The organism is Pseudomonas typographi (genome assembly GCF_014694385.1).
GTDB lineage: Bacteria > Pseudomonadota > Gammaproteobacteria > Pseudomonadales > Pseudomonadaceae > Aquipseudomonas > Aquipseudomonas typographi.
Genome location: NZ_JAAOCA010000005.1, coordinates 170300 through 193415 on the forward strand (window position 1 = coordinate 170300; position 23116 = coordinate 193415).

The window sequence follows — 23116 nt, forward strand, 5'->3', positions numbered from 1 at the left end:
GTCAGAGCGCGGCGAACAGCTTCTCCCACTCCTTGTTTTCCCTCTTCGATACCCCGCCGAGCAACTCCAGCGCCTGGCGCAGGCGGTATCGGGTCAGGTCTGGCCCGAGAATCTCCATGGCGTCGAGTACCGACACGGAATTGGCCTGGCCAGTGATGGCAGCGAACATCAAGGGCATCGCATCACGCAGCTTAAGCCCCAGCGCCTCGGCAACCTGCTGGATGCAGGCGGTGATGCGGTCTTTTTCCCAGGTGCGCAAGGCTTCGAGCTTCCACAAAATCCACTGCATCATCTGCCGCACTTGGTCCGCATTGAGCTTCTTATGGGCGAACAGGGCCGGGTCCGGCTGTACCCCGCCCTGGAAGAAAAACCCGGCCAGGGGAGCAATTTGCGAGAATGTTTCCACCCGCCCCTGCACATGCGGGGCGATGCGCATCAGGTAGTCATTGTTGAACGCCCATTGCCGAGCACGCTCGGCGAATTGTTCCACCGGCAGCTCGCGCAGCCATTGGCCATTGAGCCAGGAGAGTTTCTCGATGTCGAAAATCGGCCCACCCAACGACACCCGCGAGAGGTCGAAATGCTCGACCATATCGGCCAGCGAGAACTTTTCACGCTCATCGGGCATGGACCAGCCCATGCGCCCCAGGTAATTGAGCATGGCCTCAGGCAAAAAGCCCATGCGCTCATAGAACGTGACCGAGGTAGGGTTCTTGCGTTTGGAGAGCTTGCTCTTGTCGGGGTTGCGCAACAGCGGCATGTAGCACAGCTTAGGCTGCTCCCAGCCGAAGTATTCGTAGAGCTTTATCAGCTTGGGTGCCGAAGGCAGCCATTCCTCGCCGCGCAGCACGTGGGTGATGCCCATCAGGTGGTCATCGACCACATTGGCCAGAAAGTACGTAGGCAGCCCGTCGGCTTTCATCAGCACCTGCATGTCCATGCGGTCCCACGGGATCTCCACGTCGCCACGCAGCAGGTCGGGCACGATGCACACGCCTTCGCTCGGCACCTTCATGCGAATAACATGCGGCTCACCGGCGGCTAGGCGGCGCTGCACCTCGTCCGCCGACAGCAGCAATGCGCGGCCATCGTAACGTGGGGTCTCGCCACGCGCCTGCTGCTCGGCGCGCATCTGCTCCAGCTCCTCGGCGGTGCAAAAGCATGGGAAGGCATGGCCGGCGTCGACCAATTGCTGCACGTAGCGCTGGTAGATCTGCCCCCGTTCGCTCTGCCGATAGGGCCCATGGGGCCCGCCCACGTCCGGGCCTTCGTTCCATTCGATACCCAACCAACGTAGGGCATCGAAGATCTGCTGTTCCGATTCGCGGGTCGAGCGCAACTGGTCGGTGTCTTCGATACGCAGTATGAATTCACCACCATGCTGCTTGGCAAAGCAATAGTTGAACAAAGCGATGTAAGCCGTGCCAACGTGGGGGTCGCCGGTAGGCGAAGGCGCGATACGGGTACGAACGGTGCTCATGGGCAATCTCAAGCAAACAGAACAAACCGGCGATGTTAGCAGGTTTTGGCGGGGCCTTACCCCACCATCAACCGCTCGCGCAGCTTGCCGATTTCGTCGCGGGTTTGCGCCGCCGCCTCGAACTCCAGATCTCGGGCATATTGCAGCATCTGCTCTTCGAGGCTACGGATGCGCTTGGCGATGTCTTCCGGTGTTCGCAGTTGCGCCTGCCTGGCATTGGCAGCCTCTTCGGCCTTGGCCGCCGCCTTACGCTTCTTGCTGCGCCCGCCCGGCACCGTGGCGCCTTCGAGGATATCCGCGATGCCCTTGACCACGCCCTTTGGCACAATACCGTGGGCCTGGTTGAAGGCGACTTGTCGCTCCCGCCGGCGGTCTGTTTCGTTGATCGCCCGTTCCATGGAGCCGGTCATGTGGTCGGCGTACAGGATGGCTTTGCCATGCAGGTTGCGCGCGGCCCGGCCGATGGTCTGGATCAACGAGCGTTCCGAACGCAGAAAGCCCTCCTTGTCGGCATCGAGTATCGCCACCAACGCCACCTCGGGCATGTCGAGGCCTTCGCGCAGCAAGTTGATGCCGACCAACACGTCGAAGGTGCCCAGGCGCAGGTCACGGATAATCTCCACCCGCTCTACAGTGTCGATGTCCGAGTGCAGGTAGCGCACCCGCACGTCGTGATCGGCCAGGTAATCCGTGAGGTCTTCGGCCATGCGCTTGGTCAGCGTGGTCACCAGTACGCGCTGGTCGAGTGCCACGCGCGTACTGATTTGAGACAGTAGGTCATCGACCTGGGTGCTGGCCGGGCGCACTTCCACCTCGGGGTCGACCAACCCGGTGGGCCGCACCACCTGCTCGATCACACGCCCGGCATGGGCTTGTTCGTAGGGCCCGGGGGTGGCAGAGACGAAGATGGTTTGCGGGCTGACAGCCTCCCACTCGTCGAAGCGCATCGGCCGGTTATCCAGCGCCGAGGGCAGGCGAAAGCCGTATTCGACCAGGGTTTCCTTGCGCGAGCGGTCGCCCTTGTACATGGCCCCCACTTGCGGAACGCTGACGTGGGACTCGTCGATCACCAGCAGCGCGTCAGCGGGCAGATAATCGTACAGCGTGGGTGGCGGGGCGCCCGCCGGCCGACCCGAAAGGTATCGCGAGTAGTTCTCGATGCCGTTGCAGTAACCCAGTTCGAGGATCATCTCCAGGTCGAAACGGGTGCGCTGCTCGAGGCGCTGGGCCTCTACCAGCTTGTTGGCCCCGCGCAGGTACTCCAGCCGCTCCTGCAGATCGAGCTTGATCTGCTCGACCGCCTCCAACAGGGTTTCACGCGGGGTCACGTAGTGGGTTTTGGGGTAAAAGGTAAAACGCGGCAAACGGCGGATAACCTCGCCAGTAAGGGGGTCGAACGCCGAAATGTTCTCTACCTCATCGTCGAACAGCTCCACGCGAATGGCTTCGAGGTCCGACTCGGCCGGGAACACGTCGATGACGTCGCCGCGCACACGAAAGGTGGCGCGGGCGAAGTCCATTTCGTTGCGGGTGTATTGCAGCTCAGCGAGCCTGCGCAACAACTCGCGCTGGTCCATTTTATCGCCACGGTCGATGTGCAGCACCATGCGCAGGTAGGCATCGGGGCTGCCCAGGCCGTAGATGCATGAGACGGTGGTCACGATGATGGTGTCTTTACGCTCGAGCAGTGCCTTGGTCGCCGACAGGCGCATTTGCTCGATATGGTCATTGATGGAGGCGTCTTTTTCGATGAAGGTGTCCGACGACGGCACGTAGGCTTCGGGCTGATAATAGTCGTAATACGAAACGAAGTACTCCACCGCGTTGTGCGGGAAAAACGCCTTGAACTCCCCATACAACTGCGCCGCCAATGTTTTGTTGGGGGCCAGTACCAGAGTCGGGCGCTGCACTTGCTCGATCACGTTGGCGATGCTGAACGTTTTGCCCGAGCCGGTGACCCCGAGCAGGGTCTGGTGGGCAAGCCCGGCCTCGATGCCTTCGACCATCAGGCGGATCGCCTCGGGTTGGTCGCCCGCGGGCGTATAAGGGGTAACGAGTTGGAATCGGGACATCGTGACCTCATCGGCAGCCAGGGCGAAACGCCTGGCTTAAACTGTATCGATAAACAGTACTGCCGAAGCCGGCCGGCGTCAAACCACCGTACAGGCCCCGGCCGCTTCATGGTGCCGTGCAAAAAACCGGGTAAAACCAGGTGCAACCCGTCGCGAACCGGCCACCTGCCCTCTATACTCTCGTACCGTTCTCATGCGCTCTCTGCGCCTCACCTCTCCAAGAGCCACGGTCATTTAAATGAGCCTGTTTTCCGCTGTCGAATTGGCACCCCGCGACCCTATCCTGGGCCTTAACGAAGCCTTCAATGCCGACCCCCGCGCCTACAAGGTAAACCTGGGCGTAGGTGTTTACTGTGATGAAAACGGCAAGGTCCCCTTACTGCGAGCGGTGAGCGAAGCCGAAAAAGCCCGTGTGGCGCAACAAACTTCCCGCGGCTACCTGCCCATCGACGGCATCGCCAGCTACGATCACGCCGTGCAGCGCCTATTGTTCGGTGAAGCCTCGCCCTTGCTGGCCGACGGCCGCGTGGTCACCGTGCAGGCCGTTGGTGGCACCGGCGCGCTGAAGCTCGGCGCCGATTTCATCAAGCAGCTTGCCCCAGGGGCCGTGGTCGCGATCAGCGACCCCAGTTGGGAAAACCACCGGGCGCTGTTCGAGCGCGCCGGCTTCCCGGTGCGGGACTACCGCTACTATGATGCGACCAGCCACGACGTGAACCGTTCCGGCATGCTCGAAGACCTGCTCGCGCTGCCAGCAGGCTCTGTGGTGGTGCTGCACGCCTGTTGCCATAACCCCACCGGGGTCGACCTGGGCACCGACGATTGGCAGAACGTATTGCAGGTCGTGCGCGAGAAGCAGCACATTCCCTTCCTCGACATCGCTTACCAGGGCTTTGGTGACGGTATCTATGAAGACGCCGCTGCCGTGCGGCTGTTCGCCGAGTCGGGCCTTGAGTTCTTCGTCTCCAGCTCATTCTCCAAGTCGTTCTCGCTGTATGGCGAACGTGTGGGCGCGCTGTCGATCGTCACGGCCTCCAAGGGCGATGCGGGCCGAGTGCTGAGCCAAATCAAGCGGGTGATCCGTACCAACTACTCCAACCCGCCTACCCATGGCGCCAGCATCGTCGCCGCGGTGCTTGGCAACGCCGAATGGCGGGCATTGTGGGAAGCGGAACTGGCCCAGATGCGCGAACGCATCCAGGGCATGCGTAGCGCCATGGTCGAGCGCCTGGCCGCCCATGGCGATTTCAGTTTCGTCGCCCGCCAGCGGGGCATGTTCTCCTATTCCGGGCTGTCGGCAGCGCAAGCGCAGCGCTTGCGCGACGAATTTGCCATCTACGCCTTGGACACCGGGCGTATCTGCGTGGCCGCGCTGAACACCCATAACATCGAAGCGATCACCGCCGCCATCGCCCGCGTTTTATAGCGCGCCAAAGGCAAGGGGAAGGTTGACTTCCCTTTGCCTATCAGTAACATACGCAGCAGTGTTCCGCGATAGCTCAGTCGGTAGAGCAAATGACTGTTAATCATTGGGTCCCTGGTTCGAGTCCAGGTCGCGGAGCCAATTCCCCTTCTCCCGCCGTTGCGCCCCCGCTTGTATCGTTCATTCTGACCAACCAGCTTGCCATTAAGGCGAACCTAAGCCACAGTTACCCGCATCGACGGTGGGATGCCAGTGGGATGTCTCGGAACTTCGCACAAGCATTGGCGCGGGAATGTAGTGGCCGACAAGGTACGGCAACACGGCCTGGCATCCCCCGAAAAAGTGCAACCGACATTTGAGACACCCTACCAAAACAACAGGCCAACCCGGCGCCCACGGGTGCTCGATGAGCGCATGGCCCTTGGCCAAGCTCGCACTTTTGCTACTTCGCTTTACGTGGAGCGGTTGACCCATGCTAACCAGCCGGCAGGCAGGCATCAGCTTCGCCAAACGTATCATCGGCCCCCGGGCACTGGGGTGCGCGCTAAGCTTCATCTACATCGCGGTAGTGGCCCACGAACAGGGCGTGCCCACCTGGGTATGGGGGTGGATGCTGCTCAACGGTTTCGCCTGGCCCTGGCTGGCCCATACCCTGTCGCAACGGGCGGTAAAGCCCTACCGCGCCGAACTTCGCAATTTCCTGCTCGATTCCGTGTTCGCTGGCGGATGGATCGTGGTGATGCAGTTCAACCTGCTGCCCTCGGCGCTGCTGTTGTCGATGGTCACCATGAACAACGTGGCGGCAGGGGGCTTGGGGTTCATGCTGCGTGGCCTGCTCGCCAACGCCACCGGGGTACTGGTGATGGGTGCGCTGGTAGGCTTGCAGGTACATTGGCAAACGTCGGCCAACGTGGTGATCGCCAGCGTACCAATGCTGGTGATATACCCCTTCAGTGTGGGCTGGACGAGCTATATCCTGGCCGTGCGGCTGTTCGAACAGCGCAAGGCCTTCGACATCATCAACAGTTACGACGAAAACACCCGCTTGCACAGCTTCAACCGCTGGATGGGTGAACTGGCGGCCGACTACCAGCGCTGCCGACGCAGCAATGGCCACTCCACGCTGGCGGTGATCTACATCGATAACCTTGCCTCTTTGCATCGCCGCCACGGGTACTGGGTGGCACAGGCCGTCACCGGTCGCCTGGGCCATATCATCCTGGCTGAAGCGCGAAACCTCGACGTTATCGGCAGCAATAGCGCCGATGGGTTCTTCGTGCTGTTCCCCACCCAGCGCGAGCGCGCGGCCGCCCAGTGCCTGGCGCGGATCAGCGAGCAGTTCGGCCACTTTGGCAGCACCGCGGCAGAATTGCCGAGCCTGTCGATCAGCATGGGTGTGGCCGAATACAATTACCAGCAACACGACGAACGTGACTGGTTCGACGCGGCGCAGCAGGCCCTGGAGATGGCCCGCCAACAGCGTATGGCGCTGGCAAAGGCTGGGTAAGGCCGGGCGCTTCGCCCGCCCGGCGTTCAGGCCCACCTGGGGAGCGGGAATTTACCGCCGTTATTGCGCCCGCCCTAACAAATACAACGCCCCATCGCTCCACACCCCTAGCCACTGTTCACCGTGTCGCTCAACCGGCACGGCCAGTGCGACCAGGTGGTAGAACACGCTGCGCTGAATCCGTGCCTCGAACTCGCCCCGCACCCGCACATAGGGCGAAGGCGCGTCGGTGGCCGGGTTAATACTGACCCGCAAGGGGTGCTCCGGGCCTGCCGTAAAGCGGTTCTCGCAGTTATCGGTGAAGTGCAGGCGTTGCCCCTCGCCCGTGCCTTCGACATCGACCAGCACCGCCACGAAGGGGGCATCCTCGACCTGGATGCCGACCTTCTCTACCGGCGTGACCAAAAACCAGCGCTCGCCTTCTTTTTTCAAGATGGTAGAGAACAGCTTGACCATCGCCTTGCGCGTGATCGGCGTGCCCAGGTAATACCAGGTGCCGTCACGGGCGATGCGCATGTCGATGTCACCGCAAAAGTCCGGGTTCCACAGGTGCACGGGGGGCAGGCCCCGGGTCGCTGGAATTTGCCCCAGTAAGTCGTTGGCCTTGGCTGGGCCGCTCATGCTGCCTCCTTATTGGCTTACGCCTAACAGGCTACGAGCGTAATCCCGCATGGGGGGCCCAAGCAAATCGGCCGGCTTGTGGTTGTACAGCGTCAGCAGGCCGCCACGGGCACGGATCGTGGCCGAGTCGATAAGGTAGCGGGTGGTGGTTTCGATCACCATCATCTGCACCACCCCGCTGTCGATGCCAAGGCGGTCGGCGTTTTGGTCCTGAAACTCGTCGGTATTACCCACCCGGTCGTCGCTGGCCGCGAAGCGGGTATACAGCAGGTAGTTGGCGCCATAGCCACGCGCCTCGCTCAGTGCCTCTTCCAAACCCAGCGGCTGGGGCGCGCGGCGCACCATCGGGAAATACTGGATAAACGCGCTGAAAGCTTCCTCAGCCACCACGTTCGGCCGCGGGTAAGTGCCGCCAGGGGGCACGAACGGGCCTTGGGCTATATACATGAACGAGTCCGGTTGCAGGCGGAAGTTGTTCAACCGCCGCGTCTGGCTGTGGTCGAGCACGCCCGCGTCGCTGAGTTGATCATGGGCCACCTGCCCCATGTCGCTGACACTCATGCAGCCGCCAATGGCCAACGCTACCCATATAAGCCACAACCTGCACATCGTTCCTCCAGGGGGCCGGCGTCGGAAAACCGGCGAATGCCCGGACGATGCAGCTTTCACGCCAACGCCTCAAACCGGCGTATCACCTTCGCGCTTGCGTTTGTTGCCCATGCGCACGCCGATGTCCATCAAGAACTGGAAAAAGCCTTCCTGGTCTTCGAGCACGTTGCTCCAGAAGGGCGAGTGATACAGCGCCACTGCCCCGTGTACCAAGGCCCAGGCGGCGCAATAGTGGAAGTACGGCGGCACGTCTTCGAGCTTGCCCTCGTCGATACGGCCTTTGATCAGCTGCGTCAGCCGCTCGAAGTTCGAAGCGCGAATGCTGTGCAGTTGCGCGACCATGTCGGGCACCTGGTTGCCCTTGACCACTTTCTCCTCGAGCCGGTCGAACAACCGGTAGCGCTGCGGGTCACGCATGCGGAACTCGAAATAGGCGCGCGACAGGGCTTCCCTATCACGGTCCACATCGGCCGAATGCAACAACGTGTTGAGGTCGCGCTCATAGTCGAGCATCAAGCGCAGGTAAATTTCGGCCTTGGATTTGAAATGCTTGTAGATAGTGCCTTTGCCGATGCCTACAGCGTCGGCAATCATCTCGACCGTCACGCTGTCTTCGCCCTGTTCAAGGAACAGTTTCAACGCAGTGTCGAGAATTTCTTGTTCTCGGCGGCGGAATTCACGGACCTTACGGGGTTCTTTGTGCATTGTTTGTGGGGAACATTGTCGGAAAACAAGGCGCCATTATGCCTATCTGGAGCGAAATTGCACGGATACCCCCGGATGTTCAGCGGGATGTAGCGTTGCCCCAGGCCCGCGGATTATCAGCCCAATCACGGCCACAGGGGCCCGCTGGAGCCCAGTGGTCAATTTACATAGCGCATCATCTGGGTCAACTCGGTGGCACTGCGGCAAACGTTCTGCACGATAGCGTCCAGGCGCCCACGGTCGATGTGGGCCGAGGGCACCATTACCCCCCAGCACACGATGATCTCTCCGCGCCGGGCGTCACTGGCGTGCATCAGACAGCGCACGATTATCATAGCCAGCCCTGCCGCCGGGCCGCCTGCCAGTCACCGTGCGATGCAGCCAGTTTGCCGCGACCCTTCATCGGAAAGTGGCGCAGGCCGCAGCGCAGCGCCCTGGCCGGCAGGATGGAATGGGCTAAGCCGCATTGCTATACGAAACCGCAGGTTATGCAAATAACCTTAACGGTTACCGGATACGTGATGCCCCACCCAGTACTCTCGGGGCGGCAGTTGATTCCAAAACTGTTTAAAAAACGACCAACCGTAACTGGCAAGGTGCCCACTGTCGCCAATACTGACAGTGTTGGCGGGCTATATCCCCCAAGTGGCCAGCCAATAAAGGTGTCGATGGACCGCGCACCTTTGTTTTACTCCTAATGGTCTTAACCCGGAGTCCTCCCCCAGAGTCCGGGTTTTTTTTAACGCCCTCGCCCGGCCCTGGCCATTAAACCCGCGCCAGCGGGAATAACCGGCGAAAATTCGCCGTGGTTTGCTCGGCAAAACGCGCCAACGGCACCCCACGCAGCGTCGCCAGGTATTCAGCCACTTCGCGTACGTATTGCGGCAGGTTCGGCTTACCCCGATAGGGGATGGGCGCCAGGTACGGTGAGTCGGTTTCCACCAGCAGGCGGTCCGCGGGCACTTGCTGCGCAACCTCGCGCAGTGAAGCGGCATTGCGGAAGGTGACGATGCCCGAGAGGGAGATGTAATAGCCCATGTCCAAGGCGGCCTTGGCCATGCCCCAGTCTTCGGTAAAGCAATGCAGCACACCCGCTTGCGCCAGGTCGGCCTCACGCAGCAACGCCAAGGTGTCGGCGCGGGCGGCACGGGTATGGACGATCACCGGTTTGCCGGTGGCTTGCGCCGCCTGCAAATGCAAGCGGAACGATGCTTGTTGTACCTCGCGCCCCTCGGGCTCGTAGTGGTAATCCAACCCGGTTTCACCGATGGCTATGGCGTGGGGGTGCGCCAGTTCGCCTACCAGCCAATCGAGCGTTGGAACACCGGCGGGGCTTACATCCAGCGGGTGTACACCGACCGAGCAGTCGACGTCGGCATAGCGTTCGCTCAAGGCCTTGACCACCGCGGCGTTGTCGGCGCTCACCCCAATACATAGAAAATGCCCGACCCCGCGGGCACGGGCGGCGGCCAGGGCGTTATCCAGGCTGCCCTGGTGGGCGGCAAGGTCAAGCCGGTCGAGGTGGCAATGGGAGTCTACCAACTGCAAAGCGGTATCGGGCATGGGGCTACATCGTGTGGGTGGGGCGGTCAGACGCCAGGGCGCCGGCCAGGTAGGTTTCAATCTTGTTGCGGGCCGTATCGTCACCGTCATTGAACTGCACGCCCACCCCCGCGGCGCGGTTGCCTTGGGCCCCGCGCGGCGTGATCCAGGCGACCTTGCCGGCCACCGGGATCTTCTCTGGCTCATCCATCAGGTTCAACAGCATGAACAACTCGTCGCCAAGCTTATAGCTTTTACTGGTGGGAATGAACAAGCCACCGTTCTTCAAAAACGGCATATAGGCCGCATACAGCACGGCTTTGTCCTTGATGGTCAGCGACAAAATACCATTGCGCGGGCCAGGTGAAACGGGTTGGTTCATGAGGCTTCCTTACTGCTGGACGGCGGCCGTGCCGGGCCTGGCAAGCCCGCCCAGTGAATCAGAAGCGCCTCGAGCAGCAGTGGCCGGTTGAGATTGGCCTTGGCCAACACCTTTTGACGCTGCTGAAGTATCCAGTCTTGGGCGTGCAACACCCGTGGCTGCGGGCTCTTCTGCGCCAGATATTGCAGCACCTTGCGCATATCGTTCAAGCCCAGGCCGCTTTCGTCTTCGGTCAGTTGATAGCGCAGAATGGCCTGCGCCCACTCGCAAAACCAGTCGAACAACAGCAGTAAGGGCACATCGCTCCAACTGTCGGCCAATTGGCTAGGCCCTTGCTGCTGCTTGAGTAGCTTCTTCACCCCTTCGACCACCCGTGTCCGCTGCTCGCGCACCCCTTCGCCATACAGACGCAGCGCTACCAAGGGCGAGCCGGCTGCCAGCACCAGCAACTCAGCGCGCTCATCGGCGGCTACCTCAGGCAGCGCGCTGGCCAACCACTGCTCGCTATGGGCCTTGGAGGGCAGCGGGCAAGCCTGCTGCACACACCGGCTTTTCAGGGTGGGCAGCAACCGGCTGGGCTGGTGGCTCACCAGCAGCAATACGGTGCTACCGGCCGGCTCTTCCAAACTTTTGAGCAAGGCGTTGGAGGCATTCACATTCATTGCCTCCGCCGGCTCTATCAGTACGACCTTGTGGCCGCCCAATTGTGCGGTTTGGCTGACGAAATCGACCAGTTCACGCACTTGGTCTACGCGGATGGCTTTATCGGGTTCATCCGGTTGCAACAAAAAACGGCCTGGGTGCGTGCCGGCGGCCAGTAGCAGGCACGCCTTGCATCGCCCGCAGGCGTCCAGGGCAGGCTGTTGGCACAGCAGCCGGGCCATCAGCCGCTCCGCCAGGGCGCGTTTGCCAATCCCCGCCGGGCCATGCAGCAGGTAGGCGTGGGCGTGTTGCGCGCGCCCGGCCCATTGCTGCCACAGGCTCGCCTGCCATGGGTAGGCCTCAACCACGGGCACGCTCCAGCAAGCCTGGCATTAGTTTATCCAGGTCGGCCTGCACTTGGGGCAAGGGCCGCCCGGCATCGATAATGCGGTAACGCACCGGGCTGGCCGCCGCGCGGTCCAGGTATGCCTGGCGCACCGCCTCGAAGAACGCCCGCCCCTCACGCTCGAAACGGTCCAGTTGGCCCCGTGCCGCGGCCCGTGCCAAGCCCGTTTCAACCGGCAGGTCGAACAGCAGGGTAAGGTCTGGGCGCAGTTCACCCTGCACGAATTGCTCAAGGGTGGCAATGCGTGCGGGCGCAATACCCCGGCCGCCGCCCTGGTAGGCATAGGTGGCGTCGGTGAACCGATCGCACAGCACCACGTCACCGCGCGACAATGCCGGGCGGATCACCTGCTGCAAATGCTGCGCACGCGCGGCGAACATCAATAACAACTCGGTATCGATGCTCATCGGCTCACTTGCGGTGGCCAGCAGCAGTTCCCGAATGCGCTCGGCCAGGGCCGTACCGCCCGGCTCGCGGGTCAGCACCACCGCCAGGCCGGCTTCGCGCAGGCGTGCGGCCAGGTATTCGCGGTTGGTGGTTTTGCCGGCGCCTTCGGGGCCTTCCAGGGTAATGAACAAACCGTTCAAAGGTCGATCCTCATGGTTGCTCCGGTGCCGGCTCGCCTTCGCCCGAGGGCTCCGCTGCCGAGGGCGCCGGCTCGGGTAGCGGGGCGGGACTGGAGCGGTAATCGCCGCGGCGTTTGAGCTGGTATTGGCGTACCGCTTCGTTGTGCGAGTCCAGGTCATCTGAAAATACATGGCTGCCGTCGCCCCGGGCGACGAAATACAAGCTGCTGCCTGGCGCCGGATTGAGTGCGGCGTGGATCGCCTCCCGGCCGACCATGGCGATCGGGGTGGGAGGCAAGCCTGGGTTCATGTAGGTATTGTAGGGCGTAGGCTCTTTGAGGTCGGCGCGGCTGATTTTGCCCGTATAGCGTTCGCCCATGCCATAGATCACCGCGGGGTCGGTTTGCAGCAACATGCCGGCCTGCAGCCGCCGAATGAACACCCCGGCAATCTCGCCGCGCTCCTGTGGCACACCGGTTTCTTTCTCGATCAGCGAAGCCAGGATCAGCGCCTGGTAGGGCTCGGTGTACGGCGTACTGCCGTCACGCTCTTCCCACTCCTGGGCCAGCACCGCGTCTAGCCGAGTGTATGCCTGTTCGAGCAACTCCAGGTCGCTGGTGCCTTTCACGTAACGGTAAGTGTCGGGGAAAAACCGGCCTTCGGGAAACACCCCAGGGTGGCCCAATTTGGCCATTACCTCGTCATCACTGAGGCCGGTGAGGGTTTGGCGTAGTTTTTCCTGGCGAACAAGCGCCGCGCGCACCTGGCGGAAGGTCCAGCCCTCGACCAAGGTGAGGTTGTACTGGACCACCTCACCGCGCTGCCATAAGCCGATCATGTCTTGCACGGCCATGCCCGGCGCCAGACGATACTCGCCCGCGTGCAAGGTAAGGCCACCGGCGTTGAAGCGCCAATACCAGCGCAGCCAGAAGGCATCACGCAGCACGCCGTCAGCCTCCAGGCGGTGGAACATGCCCACCGGGGTGGCTCCGGCGGGTACATCGATCAAGCGCTCGGCAGGCAAGTTCAGGGGCTGCTCTACCGACGAGTGGACCTTCCAGGCGGCAATACCCAAGGCGAGCCCCGCCAGCACCAGCAATGTCTCGACCAAAACGAGCAATTTACGAATCACGAATCAGCTATCCAGTAACGCACGGACAAGGCGTTGCAGTGTACGGGTCACCACGCCCACCGGCCACTTCAGTTCGCCACAAGCAATGACCGGCCAGATGCCGTACACGCTGTTGCACACGAACACCTCATCGGCCGCGGCCAAATCGCCCAGCGTCAGGTCAGCGACGCGGGCAACCCAGCCTTCACTCCCGGCGCGGGCCAGCAGTTCCGCGCGAAGGGTGCCGGCCACCCCACAGCGCGACAGGTCTGGGGTATACAAAGTGCGCCCCGTGACCAGGAACACATTGCTGAATACCCCTTCGATCACTCGCCCTTCGGTGTCGCACATCAGCCCCTCGGCGAATGCGCCGCCTTGCCATTCGGCGCGGGCCAGCACCTGCTCAAGCCGGTTCAAATGTTTGAGGCCGGCCAACGCCGGTTGCAGCGCCAGCCGGGTAGTGCAGGGAAACAGCACCACGCCCGTGCTGGCGTGGCTGGGCGGGTAAGCTGGCAAGGCGCTGGCCTGCAGAATACGCTGGGGCTGCGCCGCCGGGTCGGTGGCATAGCCGCGCGGGCTGTCGCCGCGGGTAACGATCAGCTTGAGCACGCCCTCGCCCATGGCCTGGGCATAGCGGGCGATTTCATGCTCGACCTGTGCAAGGTCCAGAGGCAACGCCAGCCGCCGCGAGGCCTCGGCCAGGCGCTGCAGGTGGCGGCGTAGCAAGCGCGGCTGGCCCGCCGTGACCCGCAGCGTTTCGAACATACCGTCACCATAGGCCAAGCCCCGATTGCCCAGCCCCAGTGTCGCCTGGGGCCGGCCATCGACCCATGCCTGCATCAGGCCGGGAACCGGCGAAATACCAGCGAGCCGTTGGTACCGCCAAAGCCGAACGAGTTCGACACCACCACGTCTATGGGCATTTTGCGGGCTTCGTGGGGCACGAAGTCGAGGTCGCAGCCGTCGCCCGGGTCGTCGAGGTTGATCGTCGGCGGCGCCACCTGGTCGCGGATCGCGAGCACGCTGAAGATCGCCTCGACCGCCCCGGCCGCACCCAATAGGTGGCCAGTCATCGATTTGGTCGAGCTCACTGCCAGGCGGGTGGCATGCTGGCCGAACACCTGTTTGATGGCGTTCACCTCGGCCAGGTCGCCGGCCGAGGTGGAGGTGCCATGGGCGTTGATATACTGCACTGCTTCCGGGACCAATTGCGCATCGCGCAGGGCGTTGGCCATGCAGCGCGCGGCACCGGCACCGTCTTCGGGTGGCGAGGTCATGTGGAAGGCATCGCCGCTGGTGCCGAAACCTACCAGTTCAGCGTAGATGGTCGCCCCGCGGGCTTTCGCGAATTCAAGCTCCTCCAACACCAGCACGCCGGCACCGTCAGCCAATACGAAACCGTCACGGGCTTTGTCCCATGGCCGGCTGGCACGGGCGGGCTCATCGTTGCGGGTGGACAACGCCCGGGCCGCGCCGAAACCGCCCATGCCCAAACCACACGCCGCCATTTCGGCGCCGCCAGCGATCATCACGTCGGCTTCGCCATAGGCAATGTTGCGCGCAGCCATACCAATGCAATGGGTGCCCGTGGTGCAGGCGGTGGAGATGGCGTAGTTCGGCCCCTGCACGCCCAAGTGGATCGACAGAAAACCGGAAATCATGTTGATGATCGATCCCGGCACGAAGAACGGCGAGATGCGCCGCGGCCCTAGCTCATGCAACGTGCGGCAGGTGTCTTCGATGTTGGTCAGGCCACCGATACCCGACCCGATCGCCACGCCAATGCGCTCACGGTTGCCGTCGCTGATGCGCAGCCGCGCATCGCGCACGGCCTGGAAGCCCGCTGCCAGGCCATACTGGATGAACAAATCAAGCTTGCGAGCTTCCTTGGCAGGGATATATTGCTCAACGTCAAACCCTTTGACCGAGCCTCCGAAACGGGTAGAAAAGGCAGACAGGTCCGTGTGTTCAATAGGACCTATGCCACTGCGGCCTTCCAGGATGCCCTGCCAACTGCTGGGCACATCGGTACCCAGGGGCGACAACATTCCCATCCCGGTGACCACGACGCGTCTACGCGACACAGTACTCTCCTTCAAAACGTGCTTTGCGCCACCTTACGCCACCGCCAAAGAAAAAACCGCACGCCGGCTGGGCAGTGCGGTTTTCCCTGACAACAAGCGTCAACGACTGGCGATCAGCCCTGGTGGCTGGTGACGTAGTCGATAGCAGCTTGAACATCCGTGATCTTCTCGGCTTCTTCGTCAGGGATTTCGGTTTCGAATTCCTCTTCCAAGGCCATCACCAGCTCAACGGTGTCAAGGGAGTCGGCGCCAAGGTCATCAACGAAGCTGCTCTCATTTTTGACTTCTTCTTCTTTGACGCCCAGTTGCTCGGCGACGATTTTCTTGACGCGTTCTTCGATGGTGCTCATACCTAATTTTCACTCCTAATGTGCATATGTCAGGCAACTGGCCGAGGGGTAAGTGTATAGAATGGCTTCGGCTTTTCAAGTTGAACGCGTCAGCTTCCCTACCCAACGGCCAATCGCCTCGAATTCGGGTTTCGCTTTATAACGGATTTTCGAGCCGGGCGCCCGAGTTTTTTCGAACACCCGTTCTTCAGCCACTACATATACATGCCGCCGTTGACGGGCAGCGTCGCGCCAGTCATGTAGCCTGCGCCTTCGCTTGCCAGAAAGGCAACCACACTGGCGATTTCCGCCGCCTGGCCCAAGCGGCCCGCCGGGATCTGCGACAACAGCGCTTCACGCTGGGCGTCAGGCAACTCGCGGGTCATATCGGTGTCGATGAACCCCGGCGCCACCGCGTTCACGGTGATGTTTCGCGAGCCCACCTCACGCGCCAATGCGCGGCTGAAACCTTCAAGGCCGGCCTTGGCGGCGGCATAGTTTACCTGGCCGGCATTGCCCATGGCACCGACCACCGAGCCGATGTTGATGATCCGCCCCCAACGCGCCTTGGTCATGCCCCGCAATACGCCCTTGCACAAACGAAACAGGCTATTGAGATTGGTATCGATCACCTCGTTCCACTCATCGCCCTTCATGCGCAGCATGATGTTGTCGCGAGTGATACCGGCATTATTGACCAAGATCGCCGGCGCCCCGAAGCGCTCGCTCACCGCGGCCAGCACGGCCTCCACCGATGCATCGTCGGTCACGTTAAGTGCCATGCCCGTGCCTTCGACAGCGTTTTCCTTGAGCGTGGCGGCGATCCGCTCGGCGCCACTTGCAGTGGTGGCAGTGCCGATCACGGTGGCGCCTTGGCGCCCTAATTCCAGAGCAATCGCTTGGCCGATGCCACGACTGGCACCGGTTACCAAAGCCACTTTGCCTTTCAGGCTCATGCCAGTTTCTCCTGTTTCAAGCCAGCGCCGCGCGGGCGGCGGCGAAGGCGTCTGGGGTATCGAGGTTAAAAGTGTTCACGCCTTCGGCGCAGCGCTTGTTCAGGCCTGCCAGAACCTTGCCGGGGCCACATTCGACCAACTGGGTGGCGCCCTGCTGCGCCAGCCAAGCCACCGACTCGACCCAGCGCACCGGCATGTACAGTTGCGCCAGCAGGTTTTGTTTGAGGTCGTCGAGGTTGCCAGCCACCTGCGCGGTGACGTTCTGCACCACGGGGATGGCCGGGGGTGCCCAACTGAGCCCCTGCACGGCCGCGGCGAATTTTTCGGCGGCGGGTTTCATCAACGCGCAGTGCGACGGCACGCTCACCGGCAACGCCAGTGCACGCTTGGCGCCCTTTGCCTTGCAGGCATCGATCGCACGGGCGACCGCCGAGGCAGAGCCGGCGATCACCACCTGGCCAGGGGAATTGAAGTTCACCGCACTGACCACTTCACCGTTGGCCACCTCTTTGCAAGCGGCGATCACGTCATTATCTTCCAAGCCCAGAATCGCCGCCATACCGCCCTGCCCGGCCGGTACGGCCTCTTGCATCAGCTCGCCACGGCGCTGTACCAGGCGCACGGCATCCGCCAGGCCGATACTGCCGGCGGCCACCAGCGCACTGTACTCACCCAGGCTGTGGCCCGCCACATAGGCCGGCCGCACGCCCCCCTCGGCCTTCCATAGCCGCCAAAGGGCCACCGAAGCGGTCAGTATCGCCGGCTGGGTTTTATCGGTTTGGTTCAGCAGTTCGGCCGGGCCACGCTGGCACAGCGCCCAGAGGTCATAGCCCAAGGCGTCAGACGCTTCCTGGAAGGTATCGACCACGCCTGTGTGCTGCGCGCCCAGGGCGGCCAACATGCCCAAGGCCTGGGAGCCTTGACCTGGGAAGACGAATGCGAGGGATGCAGACATTGGAACACGCCCTTGTTGATGTTGCTGTGGGTGACACCGTGCTTGCTCGGGTGGGGGTGTTTCAGAAGTCGGCGGCACAACCATGGCAGTGCCCTTTGCGGCCGGCGGCAACACTCACGCGCCCATGCTTCTATGACTTTTGACCCCCCAACCGGGGCCTGCACGAAAAAACCGATTGTTGGATGCGGCTGGGCCAGCACCGGTCACAATTGCCCGGTTTGCCCCGCCCGCCCCGCTAACGCAAAAGTGATTCGATGCGGCCATGCAAGCGTTGCGGCAGGCCTTCACGTATCTCGACGCAGGCGCGGTGGATGGCGCTTTGCAAACCCTCCACGCCGGCGCTGCCATGGCTTTTGACCACGATGCCCTGCAAGCCCAGAAAGCTCGCCCCATTGTGCCGCGCAGGGGCCAGGTCCTGGCGCAAGCGCTTGAGCAAAGGCATGGCCATGGCACCGGCCATGCGCGCCACCACCCCAGTATTGAACAGTTCTTCAATGCGGCTGGCGATCATAGAGGCCAGCCCTTCGCTAGCCTTGAGCAGCACGTTGCCGACGAACCCGTCGCACACCACCACGTCCGCCTCGCCCCGATACAAACCGTCGCCTTCTATATAGCCGATGTAGTTCAGCCCGCTGGCCTGCTGCAACAGCGCAGCGGCCGCCTTGACCTGCTGGTTGCCCTTGATGTCTTCGGTACCCACGTTCAACAGCGCCACCCGCGGCCGCGCTATACCCAGCGCTTCGGCTGCTACCGAGCCCATCACCGCGAACTGGTAGAGCTGTTCAGCTGTGCAATCGACATTGGCGCCCAAGTCCAGCAGGTGGCAATGCCCACCCCGCGTGGGGATCGCCGCGACCATCGCTGGCCGGTCGACCCCGGGCAAGGTTCTCAGCACATGGCGGGACAGCGCCATCAACGCGCCGGTGTTACCGGCGCTAACCACCGCCTGGACCTTGTCGTCACGCAACAGTTGCAACGCTACGCGCATGGAGGAGTCGGGCTTGGCACGCAATGCCAGCGAGGGCCTGTCGTCCATGCCAATGACTTCGCTCGCCGCTACCACCTGCAGGCGCGACCGGTCCACCAGGGCATGGCTGGCAATGAGGGTTTCGAGCAATTGCGGTTGACCGACGAGGGTCAGGTAGAGCGAGGGGCATTCAGACAAGCAGGCGATGCAAGCCTCGACAATGAGGCGGGGACCGAAGTCCCCGCCCATTGCGTCGATCGCGATGATTTGAGCGGACAAGGATTACTCGTCGGCGCCCTTGTCGATCACTTTGCGCCCACGGTAAACGCCTTCTGGCGAAACGTGGTGGCGCAGGTGCACTTCACCCGTGGTCTTCTCGACCGACAGAGCGCTTGCGGTGAGGGCGTCGTGCGAACGGCGCATGTCACGTGCAGAGCGGGATTTTTTGTTCTGCTGAACAGCCATGATTGATTAACTCCTATACGTTTGGGTCACGCTTTAACTGCGCCAAAACACTGAACGGGTTGGGCCGCTGTACCTCGGCCGCGCCAGATTCGGGCGCGTTGGCGCCCGCCGGCGGCTGGCATTCTTCCGGATGATGAGCAGGGACGATCGGCAGCGCGAGCAGTAGCTCGTCTTCCAACAAGTCCCGCAGATCCAAAGGATCCTCGCCCAGTTCCAGCACCTCGTAACCTGTCGGTAGCGATTGGGTATTCGCACCCAGCTTCACCACGGCGTAGGTACATTCGCTGTGGATAGGCAGGGTGACCGGCTCAAGACAACGCTGGCAAACCATTTGAACCTCGGTAGAGAGGTCGCTGTGGATTACCACGGTGCGATCTTCGTCTCGGTCAAAGACGAATCTGGCCTGCACCGTACCGACACTGTCGGAAAGCGGGTCGCAGAGTCTCGGCAGGTCGGCCAATGGCACGCTACCTTCCAGGGTAGTGTTGCGATCGGCCAACTTGCGCGGGTCAACGTGAAGTGGAATCGGGTCATTCAACATAGGCGCGCCATTCTAGGGATGCCCCTTGCAGGTGTCAAAGGAAATTCGGCCATCGGTTAAGCCACCCAAGCGCGGTAGAATCTGCCTTTTCCGCCCTTGACAATATAAAAGCAGGAGGCCTGCATGCCCCCGATCATCCTCGCGTCAAGCTCGCCGTACCGGCGCGAACTGCTGGCGCGCCTGCGCCTGCCCTTTACCTGTAAGGCGCCAGACCTCGACGAAAGCCGCCTGGCCGGGGAGCCGGCCCTGGCCATGGTCATGCGCCTGGCCGAAAACAAGGCCCGGGCCCTGGCGCAAGCCTACCCGCACCACTTGATCATCGGTGCGGACCAAGCTGCGGTGCTGGGCGAGCAGGTACTGGGTAAACCTGGGGCATTCGAGCCCGCACTGGAGCAACTCAAAGCCTGTAGCGGCCGGGCTGTCACGTTTCTCACCGGCATCGCCCTGCTCGACAGCCGCGCCGGTGAATGCCAGGTCGACTGCGTGCCGTTCACGGTGCACATGCGGCCACTGGACGCCGCCACGCTGGCGCGCTACCTGCGCGCCGAACAACCTTACGACTGCGCTGGCAGCTTCAAGGCCGAAGGCCTGGGGGTGAGCCTGTTCGAACGCACCGAAGGCGAAGACGCCACCAGCCTGGTCGGGCTGCCGCTGATCAGGCTGGTACAGATGCTGCACCACCGTGGCGTGCAGCTACCCTGAGCCTCAACGTAGGGTCGGGCCACTGAACCCGGCCCACAGCGCGATGTGTTCAGCCACGCTGGCGCCAAGGCGCTTGGAAAAGCGGTCCAGCGGCGACTGTTCGGTGGTGAAGTCGACGATGTCGTCGGCCTTGATCAGGTCGCGGGCCACAAAGCTGCTGCTGCCCAACCCGTCGATCAAGCCCAGTTGCAGCGCCTGCTCACCCGACCAGATCAAGCCGGAAAACAACTCCGGGTGGTCTTTGTCCTTGAGCCGCTCACCACGCCCCTGTTTGACCTGGGCGATGAATTGCTTATGGGTTGTGTCTAGCACCCCCTGCCAGAACCGGGTTTCGTCTTCGCGGGCCGGCTGGAACGGGTCGAGGAACGCTTTGTGCTCGCCGGAGGTATAGGCGCGCCGTTCAACGCCGAGTTTTTCCATGGTGCCCACAAAACCGTAACCGGCGGCCGTGACCCCGATCGAGCCGACCAGGCTGGCTTTGTCTGCGTAGATTTCGTCAGCGGCGCTGGCAATGTAATAAGCGCCAGAGGCGCCCAGGTCGGTGATCACCGCGTAGACCTTCACCTGCGGGCGCTGCGCGCGCAACCGGCGGATTTCGTCATACACGTAGCCGGCCTGCACCGGGCTGCCACCGGGGCTATTGATGCGCAGGATCACACCCTTGACCTTGGAGTCCTCGAACGCCTTGCGCAGGCTGCCGATGATATTGTCGGCGCTGGCGTCTTCCTTGTCGGCGATCATGCCGCGAACGTCGATCAGCGCGGTGTATTGGTCGCCCTTACCGGCGGCCTTTTCCCAGTTGGCCAGGGGGGAGAACAACGCAAGCATGCCCAACAGGTAGATAAACGCCAGCAGCTTGAAGAAAATCCCCCAACGCCGCGAACGGCGTTGTTCCTGCACGCTGGCCAGCAGCGCTTTTTCGAGCAGTTTCCAGCTACGCTCGTCCCCTGTGCCACCATTATTCTGCTCGGTGTTCGGGGCTTTCCATTCATCAGCCATTCATGGCTCCTGCGGTTCAATGTGTTACGTAGGTTGCGCCTTGCAGCCAGGCTTCGAGCTCGGCAAACGCCGAGATTTCCACGTGTGGGCGGTATTCGCGCAGGGTCGCCAGGTCGATGGCGCCATAGCCCACGGCCACGCTCAAGACGCCGGCATTATGCGCCATCTGAATATCGAAGGCCGAATCCCCCACCATCAACGCCCTCTGCGGCGCTACCCCGCAATGGCTAAGGATCTCGTGCAACATGCGCGGGCTGGGCTTGCTCTCGGTTTCATCGGCGGCGCGGGTAATGTCGAAAAAATCTTCCAGCCCGTGGGCGCGCAACACCCGGTCCAGCCCCCGCCGGGCCTTGCCGGTGGCCACCGCCAAGCGATAGCCCTGGGCCCGAAAGCGCTCAAGAGCCTGCGCCACGCCAGCAAATAACGGCGACGGCGTGGCGTCCATGAGCGTGTAGCGTTCGGCATAGCGGCCACGGAAAAAAAGCAACTGCTCAGCATCGAGTGTGGGGTACAGGGCAAGGATCGCCCGCGACAGCTCAAGGCCAATGATGCCCTTGATCGCCGCTGGATCGCGCGGTTCGTGCTGGCAGGCCACGGCGGCATGCTGCATGGCATCGACGATACGGCCGATGGAGTCGGCCAGCGTGCCATCCCAGTCGAAAATCAGCAGGTCGAATTCACGCACCGGCCAGGGCCTCCACGGTTGCCTGCCACGTCTGATCGACCGGCGCCTGCAAGCTCAGCAACTGGCCACCCGGCAAGGGCACCGACAGCGCATAGGCGTGCAGGAACAGCCGCTTACCGCCCAACTCGCGAATTTCACGGGTGAACTGCTCATCGCCGTACTTGTTGTCACCGGCAATGCAATGCCCGGCATGCAGGCTATGCACGCGGATCTGGTGGGTACGGCCGGTGATCGGGCGTGCCTCGATCAACGTTGCGAAGTCGCCAAAGCGGCGCAGCACCTTGAACAGCGTTAGGGCTTCCTTACCTTCAGGGTTGACCTCGACCATTCGCTCGCCGGACCGCAGGTTGCTCTTGAGCAAAGGGGCATTGACTTGCTTCTTGGCCGTTGGCCAATGGCCACGCACCAGCGCCATGTAGCGTTTATCGACACCGTCGCCACGCAAGGCTTCGTGCAGGTGGCGTAGCATGCTGCGCTTTTTCGCAATCATCAGCAGGCCCGACGTGTCGCGGTCGAGCCGATGCACCAGTTCCAGCTCAGCCGCTTGCTGGGGGCGTAATTGGCGAAACGCTTCGATCACCCCGAAGCTCAGCCCACTACCGCCATGCACGGCGATGCCCGCCGGCTTGTTCAGCACGATCAGGGCTTTGTCTTCATGGACAATGGCCGCTTCGAGCCGCTGCAGCAGCCCCTGGGCCACAGGCACCGGCTCATCGCGCTCGGGTAGGCGGATGGGCGGCACGCGAATCACGTCGCCGGCCTGCAGTTTATATTCGGGCTTGATCCTTCCCTTGTTGACGCGCACCTCGCCTTTGCGCAGGATGCGATACACGAGCGTTTTAGGTACACCCTTGAGCGCCGTGAAAAGGAAGTTATCGATGCGTTGGCCGGCAAGTTCCGGTGCTACTTCAAGCAGTTGCACACCTGAAGTGGGAGGGGCATGAGTGGTCATGCCGCGCATCATAGCAATTTTTCATGCAATTGAAGCACTTAAACATTGCTGATATAGTCGCGAACGCCGCCAAAAGCGGCCGGGGAGTGATAAGCGGTCGAAAGCCTGCGCCTACCCCAGCGATTGTCCAGGACGTAAGGCCGTCCTACGGAGCTTGCAAGCTGCGACGCCATGGGGCGCGTAGCCGCGGCGAATCACCGAAAACGCTACCCACCCATAGGCCATCCACGTTTCACAGCCATGGGCAGCGAGCCGGCGGTTGCGTTGTTAAACCGCCGTTTTCGAAGGTTCCCGCCGCACGTTTCGGAAAATGCAGAGCCTTGGTTTTTCCCGAGCGCGAAGCCTGAGCAGGCCTCGCGATAATTGCCAACCCGTTGCGGATTCAGCGCGCGGCAGCACCCGAATTATCAGGGAT

General features: G+C 62.3%; 25 protein-coding genes and 1 tRNA gene. 4 read left to right on the plus strand and 22 right to left on the minus strand.

All coding sequences use genetic code 11. From position 1 onward, the window contains the following. Nucleotide 1 precedes the first annotated feature (1 nt). Both gltX and uvrB read right to left on the minus strand, forming a co-directional pair. On the minus strand, nucleotides 2-1480 hold the full coding sequence (gltX, locus tag HAQ05_RS05450; RefSeq protein ID WP_190418191.1) for a glutamate--tRNA ligase: 1479 nt from the start codon (nucleotides 1478-1480) through the stop codon (nucleotides 2-4). Between the two features lie 56 nt (nucleotides 1481-1536). Next, nucleotides 1537-3552 (minus strand): excinuclease ABC subunit UvrB, encoded by a 2016-nt coding sequence (gene uvrB, locus HAQ05_RS05455; RefSeq protein ID WP_190418193.1) that lies wholly within the window; start codon nucleotides 3550-3552, stop codon nucleotides 1537-1539. Between the two features lie 238 nt (nucleotides 3553-3790). Here uvrB and HAQ05_RS05460 point away from each other — a divergent pair, with 238 nt between their 5' ends. The 3 genes from HAQ05_RS05460 to HAQ05_RS05470 all read left to right on the plus strand — a co-directional run bounded on the left by HAQ05_RS05460 (nucleotide 3791) and on the right by HAQ05_RS05470 (nucleotide 6482). After that, entirely contained in the window at nucleotides 3791-4978 is a 1188-nt protein-coding gene (locus tag HAQ05_RS05460; RefSeq protein ID WP_190418195.1) for an amino acid aminotransferase, read from the plus strand. Between the two features lie 62 nt (nucleotides 4979-5040). Next, nucleotides 5041-5116, plus strand: a tRNA-Asn gene (locus HAQ05_RS05465). 331 nt (nucleotides 5117-5447) lie between these two features. Beyond that, complete coding sequence (locus tag HAQ05_RS05470; RefSeq protein ID WP_190418201.1) at nucleotides 5448-6482, plus strand: MASE2 domain-containing protein; 1035 nt, start codon at nucleotides 5448-5450, stop codon at nucleotides 6480-6482. 60 nt (nucleotides 6483-6542) lie between these two features. On the opposite strand, the gene HAQ05_RS05475 is transcribed toward HAQ05_RS05470, so the two are convergent. From HAQ05_RS05475 to HAQ05_RS05555, 17 genes are all read right to left on the minus strand, one after another. Next, on the minus strand, nucleotides 6543-7103 hold the full coding sequence (locus HAQ05_RS05475) for a DUF1285 domain-containing protein (protein WP_190418203.1): 561 nt from the start codon (nucleotides 7101-7103) through the stop codon (nucleotides 6543-6545). Nucleotides 7104-7112: 9 nt separating this feature from the next. Further along, the gene (locus tag HAQ05_RS05480; protein WP_190418205.1) at nucleotides 7113-7712 is read right to left on the minus strand and encodes a DUF4823 domain-containing protein; all 600 of its coding nucleotides are present in this window, start codon (nucleotides 7710-7712) and stop codon (nucleotides 7113-7115) included. Nucleotides 7713-7781: 69 nt separating this feature from the next. Continuing rightward, a complete protein-coding gene (locus HAQ05_RS05485; protein ID WP_190418207.1) occupies nucleotides 7782-8417 on the minus strand; it encodes a TetR/AcrR family transcriptional regulator in 636 nt (211 codons plus the stop codon). 158 nt (nucleotides 8418-8575) lie between these two features. Continuing rightward, nucleotides 8576-8752 carry a hypothetical protein gene (locus tag HAQ05_RS05490; RefSeq protein WP_190418209.1) on the minus strand — a complete coding sequence of 59 codons (177 nt, stop codon included), beginning with the start codon at nucleotides 8750-8752 and terminating at the stop codon, nucleotides 8576-8578. Nucleotides 8753-9182: 430 nt separating this feature from the next. Then, complete coding sequence (locus HAQ05_RS05495; protein WP_190418211.1) at nucleotides 9183-9980, minus strand: TatD family hydrolase; 798 nt, start codon at nucleotides 9978-9980, stop codon at nucleotides 9183-9185. A gap of 4 nt (nucleotides 9981-9984) precedes the next feature. Continuing rightward, nucleotides 9985-10341, minus strand: a complete 357-nt coding sequence (locus HAQ05_RS05500) for a PilZ domain-containing protein (RefSeq protein WP_190418220.1) — start codon at nucleotides 10339-10341, stop codon at nucleotides 9985-9987. Then, on the minus strand, nucleotides 10338-11351 hold the full coding sequence (locus tag HAQ05_RS05505; protein WP_190418222.1) for a DNA polymerase III subunit delta': 1014 nt from the start codon (nucleotides 11349-11351) through the stop codon (nucleotides 10338-10340). The genes HAQ05_RS05500 and HAQ05_RS05505 overlap by 4 nt, the downstream gene beginning before the upstream one ends. Then, nucleotides 11344-11976, minus strand: a complete 633-nt coding sequence (gene tmk, locus HAQ05_RS05510) for a dTMP kinase (protein ID WP_190418224.1) — start codon at nucleotides 11974-11976, stop codon at nucleotides 11344-11346. Before tmk ends, HAQ05_RS05505 begins: the two co-directional genes overlap by 8 nt. Before the next feature lie 10 nt (nucleotides 11977-11986). Further along, nucleotides 11987-13087: an endolytic transglycosylase MltG gene (gene mltG, locus HAQ05_RS05515; RefSeq protein ID WP_190418226.1), complete on the minus strand. Its 1101-nt coding sequence runs from the start codon at nucleotides 13085-13087 to the stop codon at nucleotides 11987-11989. A gap of 3 nt (nucleotides 13088-13090) precedes the next feature. Then, entirely contained in the window at nucleotides 13091-13906 is an 816-nt protein-coding gene (gene pabC, locus HAQ05_RS05520) for an aminodeoxychorismate lyase (RefSeq protein ID WP_190418228.1), read from the minus strand. Beyond that, nucleotides 13906-15150 (minus strand): beta-ketoacyl-ACP synthase II, encoded by a 1245-nt coding sequence (fabF, locus tag HAQ05_RS05525; protein ID WP_190418230.1) that lies wholly within the window; start codon nucleotides 15148-15150, stop codon nucleotides 13906-13908. Before fabF ends, pabC begins: the two co-directional genes overlap by 1 nt. A 113-nt stretch (nucleotides 15151-15263) precedes the next feature. After that, the gene (gene acpP, locus HAQ05_RS05530; RefSeq protein ID WP_190418232.1) at nucleotides 15264-15500 is read right to left on the minus strand and encodes an acyl carrier protein; all 237 of its coding nucleotides are present in this window, start codon (nucleotides 15498-15500) and stop codon (nucleotides 15264-15266) included. Nucleotides 15501-15694: 194 nt separating this feature from the next. Continuing rightward, a complete protein-coding gene (gene fabG / locus HAQ05_RS05535) occupies nucleotides 15695-16435 on the minus strand; it encodes a 3-oxoacyl-ACP reductase FabG (RefSeq protein WP_190418234.1) in 741 nt (246 codons plus the stop codon). 16 nt (nucleotides 16436-16451) lie between these two features. Next, on the minus strand, nucleotides 16452-17390 hold the full coding sequence (gene fabD / locus HAQ05_RS05540; protein WP_190418236.1) for an ACP S-malonyltransferase: 939 nt from the start codon (nucleotides 17388-17390) through the stop codon (nucleotides 16452-16454). A 235-nt stretch (nucleotides 17391-17625) separates the two neighbouring features. Further along, nucleotides 17626-18636: a phosphate acyltransferase PlsX gene (gene plsX / locus HAQ05_RS05545; protein ID WP_190418237.1), complete on the minus strand. Its 1011-nt coding sequence runs from the start codon at nucleotides 18634-18636 to the stop codon at nucleotides 17626-17628. 3 nt (nucleotides 18637-18639) lie between these two features. Continuing rightward, nucleotides 18640-18822 (minus strand): 50S ribosomal protein L32, encoded by a 183-nt coding sequence (gene rpmF / locus HAQ05_RS05550; RefSeq protein WP_190418239.1) that lies wholly within the window; start codon nucleotides 18820-18822, stop codon nucleotides 18640-18642. Between the two features lie 13 nt (nucleotides 18823-18835). Continuing rightward, nucleotides 18836-19363, minus strand: a complete 528-nt coding sequence (locus HAQ05_RS05555; protein WP_190418241.1) for a YceD family protein — start codon at nucleotides 19361-19363, stop codon at nucleotides 18836-18838. Between the two features lie 123 nt (nucleotides 19364-19486). On the opposite strand from HAQ05_RS05555, the gene HAQ05_RS05560 reads away from it, so the two are divergent. Then, complete coding sequence (locus HAQ05_RS05560) at nucleotides 19487-20065, plus strand: Maf family protein (protein ID WP_190418243.1); 579 nt, start codon at nucleotides 19487-19489, stop codon at nucleotides 20063-20065. Between the two features lie 3 nt (nucleotides 20066-20068). On the opposite strand, the gene HAQ05_RS05565 is transcribed toward HAQ05_RS05560, so the two are convergent. The 3 genes from HAQ05_RS05565 to rluC are packed head-to-tail and all read right to left on the minus strand — an operon-like array spanning nucleotide 20069 to nucleotide 22701. Then, nucleotides 20069-21064 (minus strand): S49 family peptidase, encoded by a 996-nt coding sequence (locus tag HAQ05_RS05565; protein ID WP_190418245.1) that lies wholly within the window; start codon nucleotides 21062-21064, stop codon nucleotides 20069-20071. Between the two features lie 16 nt (nucleotides 21065-21080). Next, entirely contained in the window at nucleotides 21081-21749 is a 669-nt protein-coding gene (locus tag HAQ05_RS05570; protein WP_190418247.1) for an HAD-IA family hydrolase, read from the minus strand. After that, on the minus strand, nucleotides 21742-22701 hold the full coding sequence (gene rluC, locus HAQ05_RS05575) for a 23S rRNA pseudouridine(955/2504/2580) synthase RluC (protein ID WP_190418249.1): 960 nt from the start codon (nucleotides 22699-22701) through the stop codon (nucleotides 21742-21744). The genes HAQ05_RS05570 and rluC overlap by 8 nt, the downstream gene beginning before the upstream one ends. Nucleotides 22702-23116: the final 415 nt, after the last annotated feature.